At 38.8% G+C, this 21,163-nt stretch carries 17 protein-coding genes; 12 read left to right on the top strand and 5 right to left on the bottom strand.

Annotated features, from left to right (window positions below):
• Positions 1-67 precede the first annotated feature (67 nt).
• On the bottom strand, positions 68-1,519 hold the full coding sequence (locus GFB48_RS00165) for an SEL1-like repeat protein (RefSeq protein WP_163929954.1): 1,452 nt from the start codon (positions 1,517-1,519) through the stop codon (positions 68-70).
• Positions 1,520-1,802: 283 nt separating this feature from the next.
• Here GFB48_RS00165 and glmM point away from each other — a divergent pair, with 283 nt between their 5' ends.
• Positions 1,803-3,197, top strand: coding sequence for a phosphoglucosamine mutase (glmM, locus tag GFB48_RS00160; RefSeq protein ID WP_163929952.1), 1,395 nt, complete (start codon positions 1,803-1,805; stop codon positions 3,195-3,197).
• Between the two features lie 198 nt (positions 3,198-3,395).
• Entirely contained in the window at positions 3,396-4,415 is a 1,020-nt protein-coding gene (galE, locus tag GFB48_RS00155; protein ID WP_163929950.1) for a UDP-glucose 4-epimerase GalE, read from the top strand.
• Positions 4,416-4,535: 120 nt separating this feature from the next.
• On the opposite strand, the gene GFB48_RS00150 is transcribed toward galE, so the two are convergent.
• The 4 genes from GFB48_RS00150 to glf form a co-directional block, all read right to left on the bottom strand.
• Positions 4,536-5,147 (bottom strand): hypothetical protein, encoded by a 612-nt coding sequence (locus tag GFB48_RS00150; protein WP_163929948.1) that lies wholly within the window; start codon positions 5,145-5,147, stop codon positions 4,536-4,538.
• Entirely contained in the window at positions 5,128-6,525 is a 1,398-nt protein-coding gene (locus tag GFB48_RS00145; protein ID WP_163929946.1) for a capsule assembly Wzi family protein, read from the bottom strand. The genes GFB48_RS00150 and GFB48_RS00145 overlap by 20 nt, the downstream gene beginning before the upstream one ends.
• Positions 6,526-6,617: 92 nt before the next feature.
• On the bottom strand, positions 6,618-7,430 hold the full coding sequence (locus GFB48_RS00140; RefSeq protein ID WP_240464803.1) for a DUF707 domain-containing protein: 813 nt from the start codon (positions 7,428-7,430) through the stop codon (positions 6,618-6,620).
• On the bottom strand, positions 7,430-8,551 hold the full coding sequence (gene glf, locus GFB48_RS00135) for a UDP-galactopyranose mutase (protein ID WP_163929944.1): 1,122 nt from the start codon (positions 8,549-8,551) through the stop codon (positions 7,430-7,432). The genes GFB48_RS00140 and glf overlap by 1 nt, the downstream gene beginning before the upstream one ends.
• 638 nt (positions 8,552-9,189) lie before the next feature.
• On the opposite strand from glf, the gene GFB48_RS00130 reads away from it, so the two are divergent.
• The 10 genes from GFB48_RS00130 to GFB48_RS00085 all read left to right on the top strand — a co-directional run bounded on the left by GFB48_RS00130 (position 9,190) and on the right by GFB48_RS00085 (position 21,155).
• Positions 9,190-11,166, top strand: a complete 1,977-nt coding sequence (locus GFB48_RS00130; RefSeq protein ID WP_205597648.1) for a nucleoside-diphosphate sugar epimerase/dehydratase — start codon at positions 9,190-9,192, stop codon at positions 11,164-11,166.
• A 15-nt stretch (positions 11,167-11,181) separates the two neighbouring features.
• Entirely contained in the window at positions 11,182-12,303 is a 1,122-nt protein-coding gene (gene wecB, locus GFB48_RS00125) for a non-hydrolyzing UDP-N-acetylglucosamine 2-epimerase (RefSeq protein ID WP_305848750.1), read from the top strand.
• A gap of 129 nt (positions 12,304-12,432) precedes the next feature.
• Positions 12,433-13,971, top strand: a complete 1,539-nt coding sequence (locus GFB48_RS00120) for an oligosaccharide flippase family protein (RefSeq protein ID WP_163929940.1) — start codon at positions 12,433-12,435, stop codon at positions 13,969-13,971.
• A 426-nt stretch (positions 13,972-14,397) separates the two neighbouring features.
• Positions 14,398-15,525, top strand: a complete 1,128-nt coding sequence (locus GFB48_RS00115) for a glycosyltransferase (RefSeq protein ID WP_163929938.1) — start codon at positions 14,398-14,400, stop codon at positions 15,523-15,525.
• A 3-nt stretch (positions 15,526-15,528) separates the two neighbouring features.
• Positions 15,529-16,185, top strand: a complete 657-nt coding sequence (locus tag GFB48_RS00110; RefSeq protein WP_163929936.1) for an acyltransferase — start codon at positions 15,529-15,531, stop codon at positions 16,183-16,185.
• A gap of 28 nt (positions 16,186-16,213) precedes the next feature.
• Positions 16,214-17,413, top strand: coding sequence for a hypothetical protein (locus GFB48_RS00105; RefSeq protein WP_163929934.1), 1,200 nt, complete (start codon positions 16,214-16,216; stop codon positions 17,411-17,413).
• A gap of 27 nt (positions 17,414-17,440) precedes the next feature.
• Positions 17,441-18,310: a glycosyltransferase gene (locus GFB48_RS00100; RefSeq protein WP_256377978.1), complete on the top strand. Its 870-nt coding sequence runs from the start codon at positions 17,441-17,443 to the stop codon at positions 18,308-18,310.
• A gap of 9 nt (positions 18,311-18,319) precedes the next feature.
• Positions 18,320-18,955, top strand: a complete 636-nt coding sequence (locus tag GFB48_RS00095) for a hypothetical protein (protein ID WP_163929930.1) — start codon at positions 18,320-18,322, stop codon at positions 18,953-18,955.
• Positions 18,952-20,061: a glycosyltransferase family 4 protein gene (locus GFB48_RS00090; RefSeq protein ID WP_163929928.1), complete on the top strand. Its 1,110-nt coding sequence runs from the start codon at positions 18,952-18,954 to the stop codon at positions 20,059-20,061. Before GFB48_RS00095 ends, GFB48_RS00090 begins: the two co-directional genes overlap by 4 nt.
• Complete coding sequence (locus GFB48_RS00085; RefSeq protein ID WP_163929926.1) at positions 20,058-21,155, top strand: phosphotransferase; 1,098 nt, start codon at positions 20,058-20,060, stop codon at positions 21,153-21,155. Before GFB48_RS00090 ends, GFB48_RS00085 begins: the two co-directional genes overlap by 4 nt.
• Positions 21,156-21,163 lie beyond the last annotated feature (8 nt).

Raw genomic sequence — 21,163 nt, 5'->3', positions numbered from 1 at the left:
GCCCTATTTAAGCCCCATATTGAATATTCAATATGGGGCTTTTTTGTTTAGGGGCAGTGGACTAAAACTATTTAATAGCAATGTTTAGTCTTATTAACTGCTCTTTAGCCCAGCTTACTTCTTGGGCTGCCTGGCGATAAAGCTTGATCGCTTGTTTTCTATCTTTCGCGACATGAAAACCATTTTCATACATGAATGCAAGGTTAGCGGTTGCCGTTAAATTGCCAGCATCACTTGCGGGTTTTAAATACGAGTAAGCCTTTAAATAATTTTGTTCACCAATATACTGATAACCCAGATAAGCCCCTGCATTGTGTGAGCCACCTTTGGCAGCTTTTGTGAGCAACTGCATTCCTTTTTCTTCAGAATAGGCTGGGTTTTCTTGGCTCAGTAGCATCAACCCTTTTAGGTAATGGGTTTCAGCTTGGTCGTACGACAACAAAATGTTATCAAGCAGTAATTCAGCGGTTTCGAAATCTTTTTGTTGCATATAAAGTTCGACAACCAATTGGAAACCATAGTCAATTTCAGGTACTGGGCTATTACTAAGGCCGACAAGTTGATGTTTTATGGTTAAGTAACCCAGCCAGAACGAGACTTTATCTTGTTTGCTTAGGTTCTGAAAATAGCCATTGTCTAATATTGTTTGGTACCAAAGTAAACCATACTGTTTGTCGATAAGGGCTATTTCATTAGAGGTACTAAGCAAGTATTGACTGTCACTGGCAATGAACTCATTGGTGGCGACCCCAAAAATATCTGCCGCACTGTGGTTAACTTGCCACCCTTGTTCGCTACTGCAATATTTAAATGTTCTGACAAACAATCTATCGGCATCGTCCTTTTTCATCATGGCGCGATAGTAATTAAGCAATAACTGGCTTAATTCACCTTCTGGATCGATGCAATCTAAGCCAGATTGGCGTTCAAGGTAAGGGGTGTGGAACATTAGCCTGCCACCCTCTTGTACTTCACGGTATTGACCACCTAAAAATGCAATAGCGCATGATGATGCGCATTCTTGGGAATAGCCAACAACGGTTTTGATGGAATGTTTTCTAAATATCAACCCTAATTGATAGCCTTCAAATAACCGGCCACCTGCCGAATTCATATAAACCGTAGGCACGACCCGGTTGTTGGTGGTTTTATCAATACACGGTTCGGGAATACGCGTTATTAATTGCTCAATAACAAAAGTACTATCATTGCTGATCGGGCCGTTTAGCTCCATAAAGTAAGAAAAGCCACTTTGGCATTGGCTGTTTTTATGTTTGATCAGGCGTACCTGTAAACCATCTACGTTTACATCTTCAATAATGGCAATGTCATCACCATAGTAGTACCAGCCTCTGTTTTCAGTACCCAGAATGCGATGAAACTTACGTGTTTGCGGCGTTTCAGCCTGACCGTTGGCAAGGGGCGTAGAATTCAACGTTTTATTGGTAACGGTGTTAGTGCTTGCGCACCCAAGCAATAACAGTGGTAATAGTAAAAAAGTGATGACCCGTAACCGCATCAGGCGTTACCTTTATAGTAAGTACTTATAAAGCCCATATTATAACAGATGGCAAAATGATTAACGGTGATTGGTAAATATTGTTCATTATTAATGGCGGCACAGTTAAAACCAACTCACCATTAACATGGGGATTTTTAATAATTCACCATTGTTCCTTGCAGGCATTAGCCGTTAAGTGTTTAATAAGCCATCCTGCCGATATTACCTACCTTAATTAAGTGAATGACTTGGTTTTTTATGCTGTTAATATCGGCCAATATGAGTGCATTGAAGGATGAGTATGTCTCGTAAATATTTTGGTACCGATGGTGTCCGCGGTAAAGTTGGCACATTTCCCATTACCCCTGATTTTGCCATGAAACTGGCCTGGGCCGCCGGTAAAGTCATGTCAAAAGAAGGCCGCAAGTCGGTGTTAATTGGTAAAGATACTCGCATTTCTGGCTATATGCTGGAATCTGCAATGGAAGCCGGCTTTGCCGCCGCAGGCGTCAACGTATTATTGGTTGGGCCTATGCCAACCCCGGCAGTGGCTTACCTCACCAGTACCTTCCGTGCCGATGCTGGGGTGGTGATTTCAGCGTCACACAACCCTTATTACGATAACGGCATTAAGTTTTTCAGTGGTGACGGCACCAAACTAACCGATGAACAAGAGCTAGAGCTTGAAGCACTGTTAGTGCGTGCGGTTGACCATGGTGAAATGACTTGCGAGCCTTCTGAAAAGCTGGGTAAGGCCAAACGTTTTGACGATGCGCCAGGGCGTTATATTGAGTTCTGTAAAGGCACCTTTAACCAGCAATTAAGCCTTAAGGGCTTGCGCATCGTGGTCGACAGTGCCAATGGTGCCGCCTACCACATTGCCAAGCGGGTGTATAAAGAACTTGGGGCTGAGGTTATTAGCATTCACGACCAACCCGATGGCCGTAACATTAATACCAACTGTGGTGCCACCTCAATGGCTAGCCTGCAAAAAGAAGTGTTGGCCAAACGTGCCGACTTGGGTATAGCCCTAGACGGCGATGCCGACCGTGTCATGATGGTGGATCATCAAGGTAACGTGGTTGATGGCGATCAAATTCTGTATATTTTGGCGAAAGCCCTACAAGGCCGTGGTCAATTAAATGGTGGCGTAGCGGGCACATTAATGGCTAATCTTGGGTTAGAGCTTGCCCTTAAAGAATTAAACATTCCCTTTGAACGCACCAAAGTGGGTGACCGTTATGTGGTTGAAGCCTTAAAAAACAATAACTGGTGCTTAGGTGGTGAAGGCTCGGGGCATATTCTTGCGCTGAATTATGCCAGCACCGGTGATGGCATTGTGGCGTCATTGCAAGTATTAAAAGCCATGGTGCGTGCAGGTAAAACCTTGCAGCAAATGGCATCAGACATGAAAAAGTACCCGCAAACGCTGATTAACGTCAGGTTTGACAAAAATGACCCTCGTGGCAATGCCGATGACATTGTGGCCTCAAACGGCGTACAAGATGCCGTAAAATTGGCCGAAAGTATTATGGGCAGCACTGGCCGGGTGTTACTGCGTAAATCGGGCACCGAGCCATTAATTCGCGTGATGGTAGAAGCCCAAGACGAAGCCACCGCACAAACCCAAGCACGCATGATTGCCGATGCGGTCGAGGGCATAAATGCGGCCCAAACTAAGCCAGCAACCCCATAAGCAAGTGCCATAAATTATCAAGCCCTAGCCGCTTAACGGTTGCTGGGGCTTTTTTTATGATGTTTTTTTTATCGTGGGTAATGTTGCTTGCATTCAAGGCGGTAAGGTTAAATAATCAGACCTTAGTGATTTTTAGCCGCACAAATTATCATGGCGCTATTGTCATCAAGTTTATAAGTAATATTGAAAGGATTTTATATGTCTATTTTAGTGACTGGTGGTGCCGGTTATATCGGCAGTCACACGGTAGTCGAGCTACTGGAAAGCGGCCAACAAGTTATTGTGATTGATAACTTAAGTAACAGTTCTGAAATCGCCCTAGAACGCGTGTCTGAAATTACCGCTAAAGAAGTGACCTTTTACCAAGGCGACATTCTGGATGCCGAATTACTAGACAACATTTTTAATACTCATCAAATTGACGCGGTGATCCACTTTGCAGGGCTAAAAGCGGTGGGCGAGTCAGTGGCACAACCCCTTCGCTATTACCATAACAATGTCACCGGTTCAGTGGTGTTGTGTGAAGTGATGGCCAAGCACGGCTGTAAAAACCTAGTGTTTAGTTCATCGGCTACAGTGTATGGCGATCCTGGTGTATTGCCCTATGTTGAAAGCTTACCCATTGCCAGCGCAACCAGCCCATATGGCCAATCTAAAATCATGGTTGAACGGGTTTTACAAGACCTATACCAGTCAGACAACAGCTGGAACATTGCCTGCTTGCGTTACTTTAACCCAGTGGGTGCCCATGAATCAGGTAAAATTGGTGAAAACCCCAATGGGATCCCTAACAACCTAATGCCATTTGTTACCCAAGTGGCAGTGGGTAAGCGCGATAAGTTAGCCATTTTTGGCGGTGACTACCCAACTATCGATGGTACCGGTGTGCGTGATTACATTCATGTGGTTGACTTAGCCCAAGGTCATTTAGCCGCCCTTAAGCACCTAGACAGTGCCCCTGGTTTATTACAGGTTAACCTTGGGGCTGGTAAGGGCATCAGTGTGCTTGAATTGGTGCATGCCTTTGAAAAAGCGTCAGGTAAAACCATACCATACGAAATTGCGCCACGCCGCGATGGTGATTTAGCGGAATTTTATGCCTGCCCAGAAAAGGCCAAACAAGTGTTAGGTTGGCAAACTAAACTAGGGCTAGCCGACATGGTATCCAGTTCGTGGAAGTGGCAAAGTCAAAACCCTAACGGCTTTTCTGAGCTGTAAACGCTAAGCACCAATGACAAAGTGCTCAGTAAATCAAGCACTAAAACTAAGCGCTAACATTGTACGGCCACAGGGTGGCCGTACAATGTTTTAACCAACGTAGCATTTATTCCTTAGAACTTAAAACTGATAGGTCATTTTCAATGTGGCCGAGTTATAACTGCGAATGTTGGACTCACCATAGGGTTTGGGCGAATTGTCGTCGGCGTCTAGCGAATGGTCAGGTCGAATATCAAGGTTCAACCCCCAGTGGTGGTTAATCTGGTAACCCACATTTACCCCAGTTAAAAACCCAAAAGCAGGGGCATAGTGGTTACCCATGGCGGCGCCAGTGTACAGGCCAACATACCAGTTTGGGTTGATTTGATATTTAAAATCCACCGCCTTAACCAAAAAATAGCTGTTATTACTTTTAAAATGGCTAATGTCACCTAAAAACCCCACCGCAAAGCCAAGTTGCATGGTGTTTGACACATCGGCCCTTACGGCATACTCAACGGTGCTGGTCAGCATGTTGTCGTCGGGGCGGGCTTTTAGTAGGGCTAATTCTTCAGGGCTGTAGCGGCCCTTTTCCAGCAAGCCACGCCTTGCCCTTTGGTAACCCATACCAAAACTTACCTCTGACTTAAAATTAATGTCTTTAAATGCTAAGGGTTCGGCATAGCTGGGGGTGAACATGCCACCATTGGCCCATAACCCCAGGCCAATTAATTTAATAAATATACTGCGCATAAAGCCTTCCATAACCTTCGTTAAATACATTTTTGCCAGCATGTATGCCTAAGTAAAAGTGGTTCCAGTCACCGCCAAAGCCGTATTTGCTGTCCAGTTCAAATCCTGTGTGGTATTGATTAAACTGTTGTTGGTTTTGCAACATCCGCACAGTATTAAACCATTGGCTGTGGTTACTAAAGCGTTGCTTAAACATAACGGACAAACTGCTACCACCGGTCCATTCACCAATGCTGTAGCGTTCATCCCCCCCCCAGTGGCCCATCACATTGCCAAAGTTGGTAAAGCCATTTCGATACATCCAATGCCTATACCAGCCAGTTTGCCAGCTGGACCATTCCACTTTTAAACTGCTTGAATCTGTGAACACAGGTAAAAACACACTGGCACGCATGGTAATGTTGCCAAAATCAAAATTTGAATCACCGGCGGTGTCTTCACCGCCATATTCAAAAGCCACACTCATGGGTTGCCCCACATTGACATTAAACTGGCTGCTGATCACCATCAGCTGGTTACCCCAGGGGTTTTCGTTATTGTTTAACTGCACGCAAACGGGACACACCAGTGCCAATAAAACCTCGCTCCAGCTGCGATCAACCCCATCACCACCAAACTGTAAATGGCGGGCAAAGCCAATTTGCCACCAATCAACGGGCATCGCATTCAAGGTGAAATTTAACAGCTCTGGCCGACCTTGCATGCAGGCTTTGCCCTTTGGTTTAATACAATCGACCTGTTCTAACTCGCTGTAGCTGATTTCGTATTGCCAGCGCCAATCCCCCAATGGCACAGGGTTACTAAAAGTCATCGAAGGCGACACCTGGGCATGGGTGCTCATGGTCATGGCAGAATCAGTAAAACTAGAAAACCAACGTTCCCGCAGGCCAATATCCACTTGCAACCAATCACCCCCAACGGATAAATAGCTATTGGTGGGGTTAACACCGTTTTTAGTGGTGTAGTTAGCGCCCACGGCTGCAATTAAATAATCATTAATAACCGCATGGCCGCTAACTTGGCCAGCAAAGGTATCAGCCACCCGCTGGCCACGGGCATTAAACACATTTTGTTGGCCCCAACCTTTTGACAATTGCAAATTGGCATTAGTAAGCGCCAATTCATGGCTAAACTTTTGCAATTGTTGACGGATGCGGCGATGCAGTTGTGGATGGCTAGTTTTAATATGCGGCAAATAGCGCTTAACCAAATCAAGGGTATAGGGTTTTTTAAAACTAGGGGCAGACGTAATCGATAGCAAACGATCAATGTCATGTTCTAAACTGGGGTGGTTATTTAGGGGTAAATACAAGGACGCACTGTGGCTGGCCCCCGTTCCCAACAACATAATTAACAATGACCAAAAAACAATACGCATATTAAACAATAGTCCATTAATAGAGTGTGAATTATAGACCAAGGCAAGCGGCCTTTTTAAACCTAAGCCCAAACCAGGTTTGGGCGATATGATTATTGGCCAAATTTAATATGGCGCTTAGCCTTCGATATTGCCGTGATTTTTTGTATTTTACCTTTAACAAAGGCCACTAACTGGTGACTTGTGCTGGCTAATTTGGCCTGGCTAAATACTCTAAACTTATTAATAAAGCGGCTGCGTTTAATATTGAACTGGGGGTACAGTGCCTGCAGCGTGTATTTGTCCTGCTGGGGCGAAAGTTCTGGGTTGTTTTTATAAAGTTCGCCGCCAACGGGGCGAGTATGCACCACCGCGGTGGCATCTAAAATACCAATACCCTGGTTATTTAATAAATGCGGCCATAGGTTGTCTAAGCCCCAGCCGGACTTGCTTTGGCTGAACGTGTGTTTAAGCTGGGCCAACGCCGAAGCAGAAAACACCGGCGCCATCACTTCAACAAAGTTAGTCATGCGGACCAATGACTGTGGTCGTTGCAGCAGGCTAGGGTGGGAATAATAGGAATTCATGGTTAATGCCGGTTGCCCCAATTGCAGCCCTAACCCATAAAACAAACTAAACATGCGGTTAATGGTCGCGGCATCAGCCATTAAGTCATCATCGGGTAACCACACGGCATCGTATTGGCTGATCACGTCCCAATCGCGCTCAATAATCTCAGCCAATATTGGCCATTTGCCCCCTTTTTGTTGTTCGTAAAATTGGCAATCTTGCTGGTAGCGTTGCTGGGTGTCACCGTAATAACTTAAATACAAATCAAACAGCGGATTCGCCCCCTGTAACCACTGACCATGTAAAGAGCTGTCCCCCACACGGGCAATAATTAAAAAAGCTTTATTCGGTTTCATTATTGTTCAATTCCATTTTCTAATAACTTTGACACTGTGTTTAATGCCGAGCGGATCACTTGGTGCATGTCGTAATATTTATACTCCGCCAAGCGTCCACCAAAGGTCACCTGTGGCTGGTTTTTAGCCAAGCTGCGGTAACGCTTAAACAAGGCTTGATTGCTGTCATTGTTGACCGGGTAATAGGGTTCATCGCCTAATTGCCAATTGGCTGGGTATTCGTAAGTCACCACCGTGTGTGGGGTATCAACCGGGTCAAAGTGCTTATGTTCGATGGTGCGAGTGTAGGGCACACTGGCTTCGGTGTGGTTGATCACTGCGTTACCTTGGGCATTGGCCATGGCTAAGATTTGATGATCAAATTTTAATGAACGGTAATCTAAAGTGCCCAGTTCATAATTAAAGTAAGCATCAATAGGGCCGGTGTAAATCACATGCTCAGCCATGTTGTCATAGTCCGCCTTGTGCTGCAGATAATCAACCTGTAACTGAACCTCGATGTCCTCAAGTAAATTGGCAAACAACTGGGTGTAGCCACCAATGGGAATGCCCTGATAAGTATCAGAAAAATAGTTGTTGTCATAGGTAAAACGCACCGGCAAGCGGCGAATAATAAACGCTGGCAGGTCGGTGGCTTTGCAACCCCATTGTTTTTCGGTATAGCCTTTGATTAACAATTGGTAAATGTCGCGGCCAACCAGTGATATGGCTTGTTGTTCTAGGTTTTCGGGCTGTTTACCACTGAGTTCTTGCTGTTGCTCGGCAATTTTTGCTTTGGCCTGTTGTGGGGTGGTCACCCCCCATAACTGGTAAAAAGTGTTCATGTTAAACGGCAAGTTATAAAGTTTGTCTTGATACTTAGCCAAGGGGGAATTGGTAAAACGGTTGAACTGGGCAAACCGATTCACATATTGCCAAACACTTTGATCGTTGGTGTGAAAAATATGGGCACCGTATTGGTGAACATGAATGCCATCAATGTTTTTGGTGTAGGCATTGCCACCAATGTGGTCGCGTTTTTCGATGACCAACACCCGCTTACCGGCATCGGTTAATTGGCGGGCACACACGGCACCAAAAAAGCCACTACCTACGATTAAATAATCAAACTTCCTTGCCATTATGATGAATATTTTCCAACTGTGACTGTAAACGAGTGCAGTTTACCTGAACTCAAGCCATAGCTTAAGCAAACAATCAAAGTTAGTGAATAATTGGCTGATTCAGCCTCAAAAAGGGTAAAAAATAAACACCCAAGTGCCATGCTGGATTTATTTGTTAAAAACTTGAAAAATCAACCCGCGGCCAAAGTAAATTGTTGGTGCTTACTTTCCAATTATCCCTTAAATCCTGTAAGACATGTCTTACATGGTGATCGCTTGAATAAAAATCAACCAACGGTGGCTATTTTTACTATACTTGTAACTTATTGATAAATGGTAAAAAATTTGACAGCGTCAAACTTTTGACTGATACAGGTATTAATTTATGTTAAAAACAGCTCAAATATTAATCAATTGTTTATTTTGTGTTAAATAATGGCTTCTTTTATCTCATGCTATGTGCAAATATTGCACTATATTAAGTGTGTAAACCTTAATAATTAAGCTGACGTTCTCAAGGACTGAGACATTTTCTCTCCTCCTATTGATAGCTTAAGTAACTAACTTAGCATTACTTGGAGTATCCCAGGTTACCGTTTCTTTTGAGGTTTTGAGGCCTATAACTCAAGGGCGGTAGCGTACTCGGATAGAGAATTATGGAAACAGTTTCAATTTCAACCCCCTTAGTTGAAAAGCTTTGGCGTTGTCCGCGAATCATCAAACGCATGATAGGTGTCGTATTAGAAGTGACTGCCGTTGCGGTGGCATTTTTTGGTGCGTTACACATTGCCAACGTTGAAACCCCCACCTTATTTTCCTCCTCTTTTATTATTACCTTAGTGTTATTAGCGCTGATCACCGTGATGTGTTATCGGGCCTTGGGGCTGTATCGCGCGGTGTTAAGGTATTTAACCCTTGAATATATTTACACCCAAACCATCGCCACTGCGGTGTCAACCCTGGTGTTTGGTTTTGGCGTTTATATGCTGGCGGGCAGTGTAACGCCCATTATGCTGTTTGATTATGGCATGTTTTTATTGCTAATCAGCACCACCCCAAGGCTGCTGGTGCGCGGGCTGGCTGAAAAATATAAAAAATACAAACCACAAAAAGTGGCCATTTATGGCGCTGGTGCGGCCGCCAGACAACTGGTGCAGTTGTTAAGGCTGAACCCGAAATATCAAGTTGAATTTTTATTAGACATTGATCCGCAACTGGTGGGCAGCCGGGTGTCAAACACCATGGTGGCGCACCCGGCAAACCTGGCCAAATTAATTAAACGCCATGGGGTAGTGCGCATTATATTTGCCATACCCAGTTTAACGGAAGAAGCCAGAGCCGAAATATTAAACGACCTAAGCCAACACAATATAGAAGTGTCGACCATTCCCCATGTGGAAGAACTCATAAAAGGTCAGCTGGACGTAGACGACATTCGCCCAGTGTCGATTGACGATTTATTAGGGCGCGACAAAGTGGAACCCAATTTGGCATTAATGGCCAAAAATATTATGAACAAAAACGTAATGGTGACCGGTGCGGGGGGCTCCATTGGTAGTGAGCTATGTCGCCAAATAGTAAAACAAAGGCCAACCACCTTGGTGTTGTTTGAAATATCTGAACCCAGTTTATATGTAATATTAAGCGAGTTAGCAGCGGCCAATATTAACCTGGAAACCCCCATTAACATTGTGCCGATATTGGGCAACGTACAAGACCAAGAAAGGGTGCAACAGGTGTTAAACCACTTTAGCATTAATACGGTTTACCACGCGGCGGCCTATAAACATGTGCCGCTGGTTGAACAAAACATTATTGCCGGGGTAAAAAACAACGTGTTTGGCACCCAAAGCTGTGTGAACGCCGCCATTAATGCCAACGTAGAAAAATTTGTATTAATTTCGACCGACAAAGCAGTGCGCCCGACCAATGTGATGGGGGCATCGAAACGTATGGCCGAACTGGTGTTGCAGGCCAATGCCAAAGACTTAAGCCACAACACCGAATTATGCATGGTGCGATTTGGCAATGTGTTGGGGTCTAGCGGGTCAGTGGTGCCACTATTTAAAAAACAAATTAAAAATGGTGGCCCAATTACCATTACCCACCCTGAAATTATTCGCTATTTTATGACCATACCGGAAGCCGCCGAGTTAGTGATCCAAGCGGGGGCCATGGGCGGCCACGGCCAGGTGTTTGTGCTGGACATGGGCAAGCCAGTCAAAATTAAAGACTTAGCCATAAAAATGATCACCCTATCGGGCCATAAATACATTGAGCCAAGCGCCAATAACACCAGCAATGACAACCCCAGCCACCAAGACGGCATCAGCATTAATTATGTGGGGCTGCGCCCGGGTGAAAAACTGTATGAAGAACTATTAATTGGTGACAACGCCCAAGGCACGCTGCACCCAAAAATTTCGACCGCGGCGGAAATCAGCATCACCCAAGCCGAGCTGGATGCCATATTGCAACAGTTAACCACGGCATTAACCAGTAACCAGTTTGAACAAGTGCGCCAGGTGTTAGAACAAGCCCCTACCGGGTTTACCCCAGTCAGCTGTGTCGACGACTGCTTTAAAACAAGCCAGCAAATAACCACCAATATTAATAAACAGAATTTGCATTAAAGGGCCAAAGCAATGATAAAAATATTAACGGTATTTGGAACGCGACCCGAAGCCATAAAAATGGCGCCACTGGTCCATGCATTAGCGGCGGATAACAGGTTTGATGCAAAAGTGTGTGTGACCGCCCAGCATCGTGAAATGTTGGATCAGGTATTGGATCTTTTTGAAATCACCCCTGATTACGATCTGAATTTAATGAAAGCAGGGCAAACCCTAAATGAAATCACCGCTCGAATTTTGTTAGAGCTTAAACCTGTACTGCAAGCGTTTAAACCAGCCGTTGTGTTGGTTCATGGCGACACCGCAACCACTTTTGCTGCAAGCTTAGCCGCCTATTATGAGCAAATTGCAGTAGGGCATGTAGAGGCAGGTCTAAGAACAGGCAATATTTATTCACCATGGCCGGAAGAAGCCAACCGGAAATTAACCGGCAGTTTGACAAAATATCATTTTGCCCCCACAGAAACGTCTAAAAATAATTTAATAACCGAAAATATCAACCCTGAAAATATAGTCGTAACCGGTAATACGGTGATTGATGCCTTATTAATGATTAAAAATAAAATCAATAATAATGCTGATCTTTTAGCAACATTAGATGCACAGTTTCCCTATTTAGACAAAAACAAACAACTTATTTTAGTGACAGGTCACAGGCGCGAAAGTTTTGGTGGAGGGTTTGAGCGTATTTGTGAAGCATTAGCCATTACCGCAAAAGCGCACCCAGATTGCCAAATTTTATACCCTATGCATTTAAACCCTAATGTGCGTGAACCGGTGAATCGCATATTAGGCCAAGTGGACAATGTAATATTAATTGAGCCCCAGCAGTATTTGCCATTTATCTATTTAATGGACAGAGCACACATTATTTTGACTGATTCTGGTGGTATTCAAGAGGAAGCCCCGAGTTTAGGGAAACCAGTATTAGTTATGCGCGACACCACAGAACGCCCAGAAGCGGTTGATGCCGGCACAGTTAAATTAGTGGGCACTGATGTCGCGGCGATCACTACAAACCTTAACGAACTGTTAACCAATCAACAAGCTTACGATGCCATGAGCTTTGCCCATAACCCCTATGGTGATGGCCTAGCATGCCAGCGCATTTGTGGTGAACTTGCGAAAAGCTACTAAGGAAAATGCACAAGGTATTAAATTTAGTGTTGCTGAAAAACTACCCGTGTGTATAAGAGAATTGCTACTAATAAATTTAGAATACAAGGGCTTGAGAAAATATAATCAAAAATTTAGAGAAAATCTAATATGCAAATGAGTTCAATTATAAAAAAAATAAATAAATCTTTTTTTTTATCAATTTATAATAAAAAAACACCATTTAAATTAAACATAAAAGATGCTGTTAATGAAATTAAAGATTCTGAAGTTGGCTCAGGACTTGCTTTAAGTATATTTTGGTCTATGGCCGGGGCAATTATATCTAGAGGATTGATGTTGTGTTCCATGATTATAGTGGCGCGGTTGTTAGGTAGTGCTAGCTATGGCGAACTGGGTATGATTCAGTCTACAGTAAGTATGATAGGTGTCATCGCTGGTTTTGGTTTAGGACTTATGGCAACTAAGTATATCGCACAGTTTCGGCAAAAAGATTTGCAGAAAACTGGAAGGGTGATCGCAATTGCGCGCTTAATTTCGTTAGCTTCTGGTACTTTAATGGCATTAAGCTTGTTTGTATTATCGCCATGGCTAGCTAGTAATTCATTAAACGCACCTCACTTAGAGCTTTGTTTAAAAATTGGGAGTTTAATCGTTTTTTTTAATGCTTTAAATAGCGTGCAAACGGGAACCTTAGCAGGGCTTGAATCATTCAAAGCTATTGCTATAGTTAATTTTGTTGTTGGTGTTTTATCATTCCCAATTCTTACTTTAGGTGTTTACTACAATGGATTAACTGGGGTAGTTTGGGGTTTAGCTATAAATTTAATTATTAATTGGATTCTAAACTTTATAGTTTTAAGGGGTGAGCTAATTAGGAATGGTGTGATTGTTGTCTATGAGGGATTAAAAAAAGAATTAACCACAATTACTAATTTTGCTTTTCCAGCATTACTCGGTACTTTAATGATAGGGCCTGCAAATTGGTTAAGCCGTGCTATATTAGCCAATCAGGTTGATGGTTATTCTGAACTTGGTTTGTTAACTGCTGCTTTAGTTTTTCAAGCTTTAATACTTTTTGTAGGGAGTACGCTGAGCGCACCACTATTATCAATCCTGTCTAAGGAAGCTGAGAATGCAACAAAGAAATTAAAAGTTATGAATATGGTTATTTCTTGGAGTATAGGAGTGTTTGTTGCAATACCACTTTTATGCTTTCCAGAGGTAATATATTTTATTTTTGGTAATGAGTATGCAACAAATAATTTTAAAGTTACATTTTCACTTGTTGTTTATAGCACAATAATCATAATGTACAAGGAAGGGTTGTCAAGGGCTTTGGTTACTAATAATCTTTTGTGGTGGGGTTTTTTAGATAACCTGTTGTGGGCAATATCAGTCGTTAGTTTTAGCTATCTTTTAGTTGATTTTGGTGCACCTGGACTAAGCGCATCACTTTTAATTTCATACATAATAATTACTTTATTACTGTTGCCAGTTTACAAGGCAAAAAATGTTGTTCCCAATAAAACAATGCTATCTATCGAAGCTATATGTATATGGTGTGTTTTAACTTTTTTGCTATTGTTGAATGTGTGTAATGTAGGTTTTTTATTGCGGAGTATAGTGTTTTTACCAAGTGCTGTATTTTTACTATACCTATTTATGCGCTTATATGGTAATAAATGATTTTACCATGTTGGTTTTTTAATCTATTACTTTTTTGTTTTGTCTTTTGTTGGAATGAAAAGCATTTAAATGAGAAGGTGAAAGATTCTTATTGATTGCGGTTGAAGTAACTTTTGCACGATATTTAGATTTGATTGGGTGTAATTTTTGTGTGCATGAAATTGACAAAGTTGATTACAGTTTTATTTTTTAATGGGGTGGTTCCTGTATAAAATAAGAATGTTGTAATTTATAACTTAGGTCTTAAAAGTGTATATGTTAATTGACGTCATAGATATTGAGTGAAGGTTGAAATGCTATAGACTAATGATATAGGGTGTCGAGGGAAGGGGTAAGCTTGTTAAAATAAGGCGGTATTTTTAAGTTGTTAATAATGAAGTGCAGGGTGCGCACTTTCTAAAAAGATTTTTACTAACGAGACAAATTATGAAAATATTTTATTTCTCACTTCTTGATTGGTATGTAACCAAGCAACGACCACAACACATAGCTGAGGGTTTAAGTAAGTATTACGATGTGACATATTTCAATATACTTCCATTTAGCAATAAAGAAATGAGGCCACATAAATTAGGTGATGATATTGGTTTGAAATCATTTAATTCAAATGAAGGGTTGATTGTAAAAAGAATTAGACTTTTACCAAGAGGAAGTTTTTTTATAGTAAAGTTTATTAATGAGTTTTTCTTGAGTTTTTACTTCAAATACATAATGAAAATTGATAACAATGATGTGCTTTGGTTTACTCATCCAAGTCAGGTAAAGTACATTCCTAAAAGCTTCAACGGCATAACAGTATATGATTGTATGGATAAGTATGACCAATTTACAAGTGATGAAAGTATTATCAAGAAAAACAATTATGATGAAATCAACCTTGTAAAAGTAGCGGATGTAGTTTTTTCAAGCTCAAAATCATTAGCAAAACACCTGAAAGGTATAGGGGCTAAACAGGTCACCGTGATTAATAATGCGGCAACATTTGATAGGTTTAATATTGATAAGGCTGAAGTGATGGCTCCTTCTGATATCAATGTGAATAGGAAAATAGTGGGCTATTTCGGTGGTGTTGGGTCATGGTTTGATGTTAATTTATTGATTAACTTAGCGTCAAGGTTGCCAGATGTGGATTTTTTAATAATAGGACCAGTTTCATGTGTTTCAATAAAAGAAAAGTGCCAATCACACACTAATATTTACTTTCTAGGACCAAAGAATTTTGAAGAGTTACCAAGTTATTTAGCGAATTTTGATGTTTGTATCTTACCTTTTATTACGAATGAGTTAATAAAATACGTTGACCCGGTTAAAGTTTATGAATACTTGAGTTCTGGTAAGCCCGTAGTGGTACCAAAATACGATGAAATAATGAAATTTGCTGATTATTTATATGTAAGTGAGAATGATGATGACTTTTACGAAAAGGTTAAACTATCTTTAGATGAGGAAGGTGAGCGATTACCTAAAAAGCGCAAGGAGTTTTCCTTTAATAACACTTGGGTTAATAGGGTTGAAGATATAAGATTGGTAATTGAAAAGGCTGTCAGGGTATGACATATGAAAATGATTTTTTTAAAAGTAATAGAGAATTTAAAGCGTAAAGGGGTGGTTAACACCTTTATTTTAGTAATTAAAAAAGTTTTTTTTGTTTTTTATAGCAAAAAATTTAAAAAATCTAATAAAGTTTTTTTAAAAAGTGGTTTTCATGTCAGTGGGCATAAAAATATAACAATAGGTGATAACTTTTATGCAGGATTGAACTTACGTTTAGAAGCTATTACAAGTTATGGTGATCAATGTTTTTCACCAGTTTTAATGATTGGGGATAACGTTTTTTTGAATGATAATGTTCATATCGGATGTACAAATAAGGTGGTAATCGGTGATAATGTTCTAATGGCAAGTAAAATTTTTATTACTGATCATAACCATGGTTATTATTCAGAAGAAATGAGTTTTAAGCATCAAAGCCCGGATTTACCACCTTCTCAACGTCTTATTACGAACGATGATTCGGTAGTTATAGGTGATAATGTATGGATTGGTGAGTCAGTATCCATTTTGGCGGGTGCTTCAATTGGAAATGGTACAGTTATTGGTGCTAATTCCGTTGTTGTGGGTAGAGTTCCAGAATTTTCAATAGCCGTTGGTAATCCAGCTAAAGTAGTTAAAAGATATTGTGTAAAACAACGTGCTTGGATATCGATTGAATAAATCATATAACTTTTAAAAATCCTTAAATATGTTATCTATTATCACCTTAATAATAATTTTTTATGTTGCATCTCATGAGAATTTATTTTTTTCTTTCGTAGGTTTTTTGCTGATAGTTAGTGTTGGACCTTTAATAAAAAGTTTGACCGGTGTTGAATCAACTTCATTGGTTTATTTTTTTTATTGGTTTATTTATTTCTCGTTTATTATTGTCAGGCAAAGGTACTTGGCTAATTTGTTTTCGTTATTGTTGATTGTGGTGGTTTTAATTTTACTTTTTTTTCAAATGTTGATTGTAGATGTAAGTCTGGTATCTGCTTTTATGGGGGGGGCTAGGTTTGTTATTATCCCTATAATGGCTTGCTATGCAGCAAGGGAAATAGTTAATAAAAACTTGGATTTAGTCAACGTTCTTTTAGTATACTTTGTTATAAATATATTGATTTTTTATATTCGTGCATTTTATAGTTACGACTTTTTTGGTGTTATGGATATTGAAGTGAAAGAGTGGACCTATCGCCCATCTAATTTGAGTAATCCTATAATTTTTTCAATTGAAGTTGCAATTTTTTTAGCAATGGTAATGTGTAGTCAGTTGCACGTAAAAAATAAGACTTTTATCTATGCAATAATGGTGGTTCCGCTCTTTTTGATGTTTAGCAGGTCCTCATATATTATAATTTTTTTGTTTTCGTTGTTTTATTTGGTTTATAATAAAAGGTATATATCATTACTTTTGTTTTCTGTCGCATCTTTTTTGATTATGTATATTTATTATGAAAGCATGGGGAAGCTTCCATATGTTTTATCTGTATTTGATTACGAAGCAGGCGCTTATGATACTAGGTTTACTTCTATGATTAATGCATTAAGCCACATAAGTGAACTCAATGTGTCAGAATTGTTATTTGGTACAGGCAGTGGTACTGCATCTCAACATGGTAATTCAAATGGTTTAGAGGCTTTCTATGTAGAAAACTCATTTGTATCCTTAGTAATTGAAAATGGCGTTGTGTTTTTTTTGTTGTACTTTTTTAGTTTATTATATTTGATTTTTAACACGACTGCTTGTGGTGTTGGCATATACTATACAGTAATTGTTCTATCTGTTTCGCTTACAAATTTTTTCTCAGCAAATTTAACTGTTGTTTCAGTCCAGCTTTTATATTGGTTGGTTTTTTTCTATGGCTTATTTATTTCACAAGAAAGATTTTTAAGAGAAAGTTAGTTTCTATATTTTAAAGGGGGTTTTCAATTGAATGGTATATCTTTTCTTATAGTATGTTATAAGTCTGAAATGGAATTAGGTAGCTTAGTAGAGTCCATTCTTTATTATCTTGATGTGCCTAAAGATTATATTGAGATTATTGTTATAGATAATTATGGTAAGGGACGAGAAAGGGAAATTGTTAACAGGTTGAGAGTTGATTATGATATTGATATTAGCTATGTTTTATCAAGTACTAATACTGGTTATGGTGTAGGTAATAACCTTGCTATTTCCTATGCTAAATATAAGTATGCTTGTGTTGTAAATCCTGATGTTCGATTTGTGAAGCCCTTTATCTCTAGTGTTGTCACTAATTTTGAAGATAATAGTAATGTTTTAGCTATTTCAGGTAAGCAATTAAGTAAGTTGTCTCAAAGTTATTTTGTTAGGCCAGAGTATCAATTCCCAATAATTAAAGCTATTTTTAATAAGCTGATTAACAGGGTTCCATTTGTTCATAAATATATGGCGTTGTCCGGAGCGCTTACTTTTTATGATATTGAAAAATTCAAAGAAATAGGGTTATTTACTGATGATATTTTTTTATATTGTGAAGAGTCTGATGTCGCACTGCGCGCCTTAAAAAAAGGTTATGAAATTGTTTATGATAAGGACTTGCTTTACCTGCATTTAGATTGGCATAGGGAACGTGTGGAACTATTGTCGGTTGAAATCTTACTTGAATCAGTGATTACTTATTCAAAATTAAATGGTGTTTCAGTTTTGTCATATTTGTTATCTGGTGTAGTGCACTCATATATCAAGTTACTCAAATCCTATTTATTTAGGTATAAAGTCGATGTTGAATATTACAGGAAGTTAAATTCACTTTATAGAAGGTACTTAAGGGGGTGATTTTAAATTATGATAGTTGGATTCTCAGGTATTGATGGTTGTGGTAAGTCAACTTATATCAAAATGATAAAAAAAGAATATGAAGTAAATATTTTATGGACAAGAATTGGCTACACACCTGGCATGGATAAACTGAAAGCTCTTGCGAGGGCGATACTCGGTAAAAAGTTACCTAAACCTGGTCGATCAGATGTAAGGACAAAAGGTTTAAAAAATCCATTTGTACAGAGGGTTTGGATTACATTGGCGTTAATAGAGCTTTTTTGGATTTTTATTATCAAAGCAAGAATAAAGTCGTTTAATAAAATATTGCTGTTAGACAGGCAGCTATGTGATTCGATAATTGATTTAAAAGTATTGTTCGGCAGTGAAATATTACAAGATCCTATGTATAAAGCATTTATTTTTATAATAGGTAAGTTATCCCCTAAGATATTCAAAGTCGGTATTTTTATAGATTATGAAACTTCTATATATAGATGTAAAAATAAATTTGAACCATTTCCTGATACTGATGAAGAAAAGCAAATAAGAGTTAATTTTTATAATGAGAAACAGGTGATTAATGACTTTGAACTTCTACTAGATGGAAATAAATCCATCGAAGAAAACTTTAAACTGATTAAAGAAAAATCAAATTTATGAGTAATGATGTTGTCAATGTATATCATATAGCTCCTGCATTATCTGAAGATGGTGGTGGTATATCTTCTGTGGTACAAGATCTAATGAAGCTTAATCTTAATGGGGTGAGGCAGTTTTTTTATGGTAATATTGGTTATAGTGAGTATCATCCAGGCAGTAAAGCCTATTTTAGAAGTTTATCCATTGTTAACATATTTAAACTTTACTACAAGTTAATTAGAAATGAAAATAGCTATATTTATATACATGGGGCATGGTCTAAAGAGTTTTTTATTATTTCAATTATCATGAGATTATTGCCAAGTAGAGTGAAGTGCATTTACCAACCCCATGGGCTTCTTGCTGCTTCTTCATTTATGAGTAGTGGGAAATACAAAAAAATACTTGCTATTAAATTGTATCAAGGATTCATAGTTAAATCTTCTTATAAGATAATTGCAAATTCGCAAAAAGAAAGGGTTGAGTTTCTTTCATTGTTACTAAATCCCGCTGATTCACGAATTGAAATAATACCCAATGGTGTTGATAATTCTCTGTTAAATAGTTTTAAAGCTGAGGAGTGTACTAACCCTACTCTATTGTTTATGTCTCAAATTATTCCAGTGAAAGGGTTGGAGTCTATTATTGAAGATATACATAAATCGAAAGTTAAATCTGGAAAGGAACTTACCTTGGATATTTATGGATATGGAAGTACAACTTACGTTAACTCCCTTAAAATGAAAGTTAATGAGTTAGGTTTGTCTGGACAAATTAAGTTTAAAGGAAGGGTTGAAAAAGAAGAACGGTCTAATATTTATAGTAAGTATAATATGCTTGTTTTACCTTCTAAAAGTGAGAGTTTTGGACTTGTTATTATAGAAGCATTAGCTTTAGGTTGTTCAGTATTAACGACTAGTGCTACTCCATGGGATTCTCCGTTGTACACAGAACACATTCAGATTTATGATCCATCTGGCTCTGAATCATATTTATCTCTAATTCAATTTTATGATAATAATAATAATCTAAGTAGTAAAGATAGATTGAATAATCACCTTTTTGTTTGTGAAAATTTTTCCTGGAATTCTATAGTAACTAAAATTGAGAAATTATATACACAATGATTAATGATAAAGATGCTGCACTTGAAGTATGGTTTAATGAATTGCAGTCAGAAATTTCAAGTTTAGGGTTTGGTTTTAAAAATGTATATTTTTATTATATGCCAATCTTTAAAAGATACGTCTCAACCTCTATTTCACTAAGGCAATACTTCAAATTGACAAAGGAGAAGCGTACAGGAAGCTATAATTTTTTAAGAAGTCTTTTGGTTTTGTCTGAATTTTTTTTATTCAAAATGAAGAGTAAACTAGGAATACGAAATGGCTGTATTAGTTTACGCTGTCCTGCTGATCTTATTTGTATATTTTTCGGCAATCATAGAGTGAGGCTTTCCAACAAGAACCTTGATAGTGACCTTATTGTTGATTTAACCCCTGGTACGCCTATATATAATAATTCAACATTATGTTCATGTAATAGTGACATATTTATCAGTCCAAAAGTTGTATCTTTAAAAGAAAATAATAGGGTGATTAAAGAGGAAAGATTGTCAGGAATTGCTCTTAATAGGTTTGATATTAGTGTGAACTTCAAAGTGGAGGCTGATTTTGTTAGCTCCCTGCTTAAAAATATTCGTTCTTCTTCAGATAAAAAACTTTATTCCAGCTATAGAGACCTTTATGTTGATAAGTGTTCTGAATTTATCAATATGCTTAGCTTTAATCATAATTATAATGAAGATATTGTAAATGATTTTAGATTTTATAGTGATAAATTATTGTCAGTGCTTGATAAACAAAAAATAAAATATGTGAATGTTCTAGACTCTCATCGTGATCTAAATCGTGGCAATGTATTGATAATGGATGATGGTGAATTAGCAATTATCGATACTGAGTTTTATGGACCTGCTTATGCATTCTATGATATTTTTATTCTATTAAGTGATTATAGGCATAATCAGAATATTAACGAGTCAATTAAAAATGTGAAGTGTAGGCTTGATTTTTATGACGAAAATTTAAGATTTGAATCTATTCTCCTTATACTATTAGAAGAGGTTTTTTTTCTAATTGATAACTTTTCAATACGTGATGATAAAAATTTACGGGATATATCCATTCTTTGTAAAACAATAAGTGAGGTTCTGAAATAGTGCTTTCT

The organism is Paraferrimonas sp. SM1919 (assembly GCF_010993985.1).
GTDB lineage: Bacteria > Pseudomonadota > Gammaproteobacteria > Enterobacterales > Shewanellaceae > SM1919.
The sequence above is the reverse complement of the archived record's forward strand: the minus strand, read 5'-3'. Positions and strand labels throughout refer to the sequence as shown.

Coding starts and splice junctions, on each gene's coding strand:
- GFB48_RS00130 (WP_205597648.1), top strand. CDS start 9,190: ATGGAAACAGTTTCAATTTCAACCCCCTTAGTTGAAAAGCTTTGGCGT.
- GFB48_RS00145 (WP_163929946.1), bottom strand. CDS start 6,525: ATGCGTATTGTTTTTTGGTCATTGTTAATTATGTTGTTGGGAACGGGG.
- GFB48_RS00140 (WP_240464803.1), bottom strand. CDS start 7,430: ATGAAACCGAATAAAGCTTTTTTAATTATTGCCCGTGTGGGGGACAGC.
- GFB48_RS00150 (WP_163929948.1), bottom strand. CDS start 5,147: ATGCGCAGTATATTTATTAAATTAATTGGCCTGGGGTTATGGGCCAAT.
- GFB48_RS00085 (WP_163929926.1), top strand. CDS start 20,058: ATGATTAATGATAAAGATGCTGCACTTGAAGTATGGTTTAATGAATTG.
- galE (WP_163929950.1), top strand. CDS start 3,396: ATGTCTATTTTAGTGACTGGTGGTGCCGGTTATATCGGCAGTCACACG.
- GFB48_RS00110 (WP_163929936.1), top strand. CDS start 15,529: ATGAAAATGATTTTTTTAAAAGTAATAGAGAATTTAAAGCGTAAAGGG.
- GFB48_RS00165 (WP_163929954.1), bottom strand. CDS start 1,519: ATGCGGTTACGGGTCATCACTTTTTTACTATTACCACTGTTATTGCTT.
- GFB48_RS00095 (WP_163929930.1), top strand. CDS start 18,320: ATGATAGTTGGATTCTCAGGTATTGATGGTTGTGGTAAGTCAACTTAT.
- glmM (WP_163929952.1), top strand. CDS start 1,803: ATGTCTCGTAAATATTTTGGTACCGATGGTGTCCGCGGTAAAGTTGGC.
- GFB48_RS00090 (WP_163929928.1), top strand. CDS start 18,952: ATGAGTAATGATGTTGTCAATGTATATCATATAGCTCCTGCATTATCT.
- GFB48_RS00120 (WP_163929940.1), top strand. CDS start 12,433: ATGCAAATGAGTTCAATTATAAAAAAAATAAATAAATCTTTTTTTTTA.
- glf (WP_163929944.1), bottom strand. CDS start 8,551: ATGGCAAGGAAGTTTGATTATTTAATCGTAGGTAGTGGCTTTTTTGGT.
- GFB48_RS00115 (WP_163929938.1), top strand. CDS start 14,398: ATGAAAATATTTTATTTCTCACTTCTTGATTGGTATGTAACCAAGCAA.
- GFB48_RS00105 (WP_163929934.1), top strand. CDS start 16,214: ATGTTATCTATTATCACCTTAATAATAATTTTTTATGTTGCATCTCAT.